Origin of the sequence: Thermomonas sp., from assembly GCF_019104945.1 — a bacterium.
Classification (GTDB): domain Bacteria; phylum Pseudomonadota; class Gammaproteobacteria; order Xanthomonadales; family Xanthomonadaceae; genus Thermomonas.
This window is the reverse complement of the sequence record NZ_JAHRWW010000007.1, coordinates 1-5,611: the sequence shown is the minus strand read 5'-3', so window position 1 is coordinate 5,611 and position 5,611 is coordinate 1. Positions and strand designations below refer to the sequence as shown.

The following is a 5,611-nucleotide window of genomic DNA, read 5'->3' as shown; positions in this document are numbered from 1 at the left end:
CGCGATCGTGGTGGGTGGGAGTGCTGAAGGTGGACAAGACCTGCACTGCGATGCACTTGGAAGAATCAAAGTACGGTTTCATTTTCAAGACGGCGACGGCCACCACGACAGCGCTTGGCTGCGGGTGATGCAGCGCTACGCGGGCCCCGGTGTGGGCAGCCAATTCTTACCGCGCATCGGGCAGGAAGTGCTGGTGGGGTTTTTGGAAGACGAGATCGACCGCCCTATCGTGCTGGGCGCACTGTATAACGGCCTGGGCGAAGCGGGCGTGCCGCGCACACCTGGTGGCAACGCAGGGCAAAGCGATCTTTCCATCTACACACAGGCCCAAGACCACAGGCCCAGTGCGCAGGCCAACCTCGGCGGCGGGCAAGCACCCGTGTGGCACGGCTGGGGCCCCGGCGAGGATCAGCACCGTAACCCCGCTGCGCAATGGGGCATACGTTCGCAAGAATGGGGCGGCAGTGGTTATAGCCAACTCGTCTTTGATGACAGCAACGGCCAACTACGTACCCAGCTTGCCACCACGCAGGCCGCCACCCAGCTCAATCTCGGCCACCTCATCCACAGCGCCGATAACTACCGCGGTAGTTTTAGAGGCGAAGGCTTTGAACTGCGCACCGATGCATGGGGCAGCGTGCGCTGTGAACGTGGATTATGGCTCAGCGCCTATGCCCACAACCAAAACGAACCTGCTGGGCTTGCCGTGCAGCAGGTGGCGCTACTCAATCAGCTCAATGCGCTGGGCAAGACCTTCAGCCAAGCCGCCAAGACCCACCTCACGAGCCCGCTGGCCGCGCACGAAGGCATTAACAAGCCCAGCACCTCACAGCTCAGCGAAACGCAAGCGCCGCTGGCCATTTTGCAAAAGAGCGCCAGTACCACCGTGACGGGTACCGAACTCGGCACTGGCTACACCGACGCCCCGCAGCGCGAAACCAGCGCAGGCAACGCCCGCGTACCGCATACCGGCGACCCCATTCTCGGCATCAGTGCCCCCGCAGGCGTGATGCACGTGGCAGGCCAAGCCCTGCACTGGAACGCCGGCGAAACCCTCACCCTTGCCAGCGGCCAAGACAGCGACGCTGCCATCATGCATCGCGCGCGCCTGCACAGCGGCCAAGCCATCGGCGTGCTGGCCGCTGCCAGCAAAGGCCAACGCGAAGACACCGCACTGAGCATCGTTGCGGGCGAAGGCGAGCTAGACATTCAAGCCCAGCACGACCAAATCAAACTTCAAGCCAAAGACCATCTGCACGTAGCTAGCCGCAGCGCTGAAGTGGAATTGGCCGCAGGCAAAACCATCCACATCGCCACCGCAGGCGGCGCCAGCATCACCATTGAAAACGGCAACATCACCTTCAACGCACCGGGCGAAATAAAAGTGCAAGCGGGGAGGAAGTCGTTTGTGGGGGCGACGCAGTTATCGAGGGAGATGAATGAGTGGCCGGACTCCAAATTTGATCAGCGCGTAAAAATGGTACTGCGTAGCGGCAAGGCGGCTTGTAATCAGCGCTATGAAATCCATCGTGCAGATGGTGCGGTTATTCGTGGAATTACCGATGGTGATGGCTGGACACAGTTACAGCAGGGCATCAGCCTAGATGGTGCGACGGTCAAATGGCTAGGCAAGGCTTGAAAGGAGGCGAGGGCATGGCCGAAGAAAGCGTCAAACCATTAGTTCAGCAAACTGCTAACGACGGCAGCGTAGTAGCCACAACACGTTTGACACCAGTAGAGGATAAAGTACGCGGCTCCATGGTGGTGCCACCCACGACGGTTGTCCCTGTCATTTTTGTACCCGGCATTATGGGCTCCAACCTGCGCGACAAGAAAACCAAGGAGTCGGTGTGGAACGTCAATTCCACGGTGAGCATCTTGTTGCAGTGGGTTTTCCGCTCAGCCAAAACGCGGCAAAGCAAACTACGGGCAGACGATGCTGAGGTCGATCCTTCCGGTAAATGGTATGGCAAGAGTGCCACCGTCCCGGACAAGAGTACCGGCCATCAGCGCGGACAGGGCAGTACATCCAAAGCATCCTACGGTGATTTCGTCTGTTGGCTGGATGACAAGTTGAGTGGACTGACTGGCGGTATTGCGCAAGGCGCTTCCTCACCGTGGAGCGAAATGGTGGATCAAGGCATCGGCCAATGGAGTCCTGAGCGAACGCCACAAGCACTTACCCAGTCCAATGCGGATTTTGCTTGGGATAATTTCTATTGCCCTGTGCATGTGGTGGGCTACAACTGGTTACAAAGCAACGGCGAATCCGGTAAATATCTTGCCGAAAAAATCACCGAGATTATCGCGGAATGGAATGGCAAAGGTAGCGCCGGAGGACCTGCGTTTAGGTGTGAACAAGTCATCCTTATTAGTCACTCGATGGGCGGTTTGGTGACACGTGCTGCGGTGCATTCGGCATTTGGAAGTGCCGCAGATAAGGTGCTTGGCATCGTGCATGGTGAACAACCAGCCAATGGTGCGGCGGCGGCTTATCACCATTGCCGCAGCGGCTATGGCGGTATTTCCGGCTGGGTCTTGGGCCGTAATGCTGCGCAGGTGACGGCCGTATTTGCCAATAGCCCCGGCGCGATGGAACTTCTGCCCAATCACCAATACCCGACGGGCTGGCTAAAGGCTAGGGTTGGCAGTGATTCGGCGGCTGTGTTTGAGCTGCCTGTATCCGATCCATACGACGACATCTATCTTGAAAAAGAACGTTGGTGGAGGCTGATAGACGAGCAACTGATCGACCCCTCGAAAAAAATCGAGAACCCGTGGCATAACTTTTATATAAACGTTATAACAGTTACTGGGTTCCACTACACACTCGGCACGACCTATCATCCGCGCACCTACGTTCACTACGGCGCAGACGAGAAAGCTTACCCCGCTTACGGGGACTTGATTTGGTACAGCGCGGCTGCTTCTAACCCGAACCCGACAGCACTGCTCGCCGCGACACCCATAGATGGAAGTGACCCTGTAACCGTGCGTGTTGGGCAAAAAATGGCGTTTTCCATTGCCGGCCCCAAAGGCTTGGGTTACCCGCAGCCTGGGGATGGCACAGTACCGGCTTGTTCCGGCGAAGCTCCCCATATACAGGGCGGTGGCAATATCAAACAAAGCTTTCGGCTTAGTGGGTTTGAGCATCAAGGCTCCTACAACAACGATGCCGTACGACAAACGACTTTTTATTCAATCTGCATGTTGTTGCAGGAAGCGAAAGTGCTATGAGCGGAGTAACCCGACATGACCAATCATATACATGCATTCTGTTTGATACTGATCCTCGGCATAGCCGGGTGCAGTGCGCCCGCACGAGGAATACCGCCCATGACTGATACGCTCAATCCCGGTTCTGTTTGTGTAGGTCGCTTAGTTGTCGACTTGCCTATAGGGGCGAAGTCGACCGTGAATGCAACGTTTAATTACATGGAAGTACAACCACCAAAACCTGCTGCGAGTTTTAACGCAATCAAACAGGTACTTGAGGATAAAACAAAGATATTAGCGGGTACAAAAACGGAAAGAAATGAGATGGGAGATAGACTTGCACGTAGGGCAGGATTCGATCCCGATAAAATCTTTGGTACAACTCAACTCGTTGGCTCGCAGATCGACGGCTCTGTGGAGCAAGCAATAATCGGTTACCTAGTCAAACCAAACCTGCCCAAAACCATTGCCGAACTTCATAAGTTTGCAGGTGGATATGAGTATGTTTTTCGATCCGATGGCGGTGGTGCCGACACCTATCCAGCCACAAGGACACGGATGTGGAACGCAGCTCTCAACTTTCAGCCCGTCAATCCCGGAGAACTTCCCGTCACTCCCGGCTTCTGTGTGGATGGCGGGATGTTTTCGGATCCGGGCAGTGCACCACTGCGGGAAGGGTTCACCCTCGTCGCCAGCTTCAAAAATCACCCCGACGCCAACTTCGTTATCGACAGCAGTGCGATCGACAGCATCGATACCAACGAGCCCTCGCTAAAGCACCGGGTGGATAGCGAGTTAGGTATCCTGCGGGCTAATGTCGAAGGCCGTGTGAGTGTGCTGATTCGAGGTGAGCGTGAAGCCGCCGGACAAAAGGGTTATCAGATTGGTCTAAGCGTTCCCAACGATAGCATTGAAGGCACCACGGCCTACAAATTTTTCTGGGCGGCTGACGGTGTACCTAATGATGCCAGCCATCCATTCATGGAGGTGTCGCTCACCATTCAGCCGGACGAAGACAAGCCTGCGAGTTTTGAGAATGCCAAACAAGCGCAGGCATTTTGGGATGAGCTGCTGCAAAGGATCAAAATCCGTCCTGGGGCAGTGGGAGGGAGTCCTACTCGCTAATGAAGATCGCAAACACGGCGAGGCTGCCTTAATGAAGGGGGTATTCAAAGTGATGTTGTGGGTTGCCTGCGCTTGCGCGGTAGCTGCCTGCGGCGGTCCAAATAACAAGGAGAAACAGGTGATTGCAGAAATGACCCGGGACATACGCACCGACTGCATCGGCAGGATGTTGATTGACGTACCCAAAAGTTTTAAGTGGTCTCATGCACCATCGGTGACCTTGTATTACGGGACCTGATTAGCACGAACCCTCAGTAGTCGCAGTTTATGCGACGGGTGCACCCCACGATAGGGGCACCTTCCTCTTGAAGTGCTCATCATGGCTATGAATCGCGTGCAATTCCAATCAGGCCTGTCATTGCCAAGTTTCCTTGAGCGCTATGGAACCGAAGCACAGTGCGAGCAGGTGCTGGAGCATGTACGTTGGCCGCAAGGTTTTTGCTGCCCGCGTTGCTAGCGCACAGGCGCGGCGATTTCGCCGCAAGGAGACACCCTATTGGCAATGCACGGCTTGCGGTCACCAAGCCAGCCTGCGTGCAGGAACACTGTTGGAGCACAGCAAGCTGCCGCTGCGCACTTGGCTGTTGGCCATGTACCTGCTCAGCCAAAGCAAGACCAATCTGTCGGCGCTAGAACTGATGCGTCACTTGGGCGTGAGTTACCCCACCGCTTGGCGGCTCAAACACAAGCTGATGGCGGCAATGCTGCAGGATGAAGCGGCGCGCGTGCTGACAGATGTCATTCAATTGGATGATGCGTATCTGGGCGGGGAGCGCAACGGCGGCAAAGCCGGACGCGGCTCGGAGAACAAACGCCCTTTTGTCGCAGCCGTCCAAGTCTCTGAGGATGGACGGCCGTTATACGCTGTCATGGACACGGTTCCAGCATTCACGAAGTCGGCACTTGCTCAATGGCTTGAAGCGCGTGTCGTAGTGCGGGTCGATGTGTATAGTGACGGACTTGCCGCATTTCGATCGGCGGAGCTGGCGCAAGCGCACACTGTGGTGCGTGGAGAAGGGCGTGAACGCTGCGAAAGCCCAAGTTTGCGTTGGGTTAATGTCGTGCTATCGAACCTGAAGCGTTCGCTGGATGGAGCGTATCACGCATTCAAGTTCTTCAAGTATGCTGATCGCTATCTTGCTGAGGCAGCATGGCGCTTCAACCGGCGGTTTGATCTGAAAGCACTTGTGCCGTGCTTGCTGCAAGCCGTTGTTCAAACTAAACCGTGCTCGGAGGCAGCTTTGCGTGATGCGCCAATATTCGTTGCTGA

The 5,611-nt window shown here is 56.1% G+C and carries 3 protein-coding genes and 1 pseudogene; all 4 read left to right on the top strand.

What is annotated here, in order from left to right; translation table 11 throughout:
• The coding region (locus KUL77_RS01970; RefSeq protein WP_297142898.1) for a DUF2345 domain-containing protein at positions 1–1,639 on the top strand (1,639 nt) is incomplete at its 5' end.
• A gap of 14 nt (positions 1,640–1,653) precedes the next feature.
• Complete coding sequence (locus tag KUL77_RS01965; RefSeq protein WP_297142895.1) at positions 1,654–3,237, top strand: hypothetical protein; 1,584 nt, start codon at positions 1,654–1,656, stop codon at positions 3,235–3,237.
• A 99-nt stretch (positions 3,238–3,336) separates the two neighbouring features.
• Entirely contained in the window at positions 3,337–4,341 is a 1,005-nt protein-coding gene (locus KUL77_RS01960) for a T6SS immunity protein Tli4 family protein (RefSeq protein ID WP_297142892.1), read from the top strand.
• Between the two features lie 319 nt (positions 4,342–4,660).
• A pseudogene (locus KUL77_RS01955) lies at positions 4,661–5,611 on the top strand (IS1595 family transposase); the annotation flags it as partial.

Coding starts and splice junctions, on each gene's coding strand:
- KUL77_RS01965 (WP_297142895.1), top strand. CDS start 1,654: ATGGCCGAAGAAAGCGTCAAACCATTAGTTCAGCAAACTGCTAACGAC.
- KUL77_RS01960 (WP_297142892.1), top strand. CDS start 3,337: ATGACTGATACGCTCAATCCCGGTTCTGTTTGTGTAGGTCGCTTAGTT.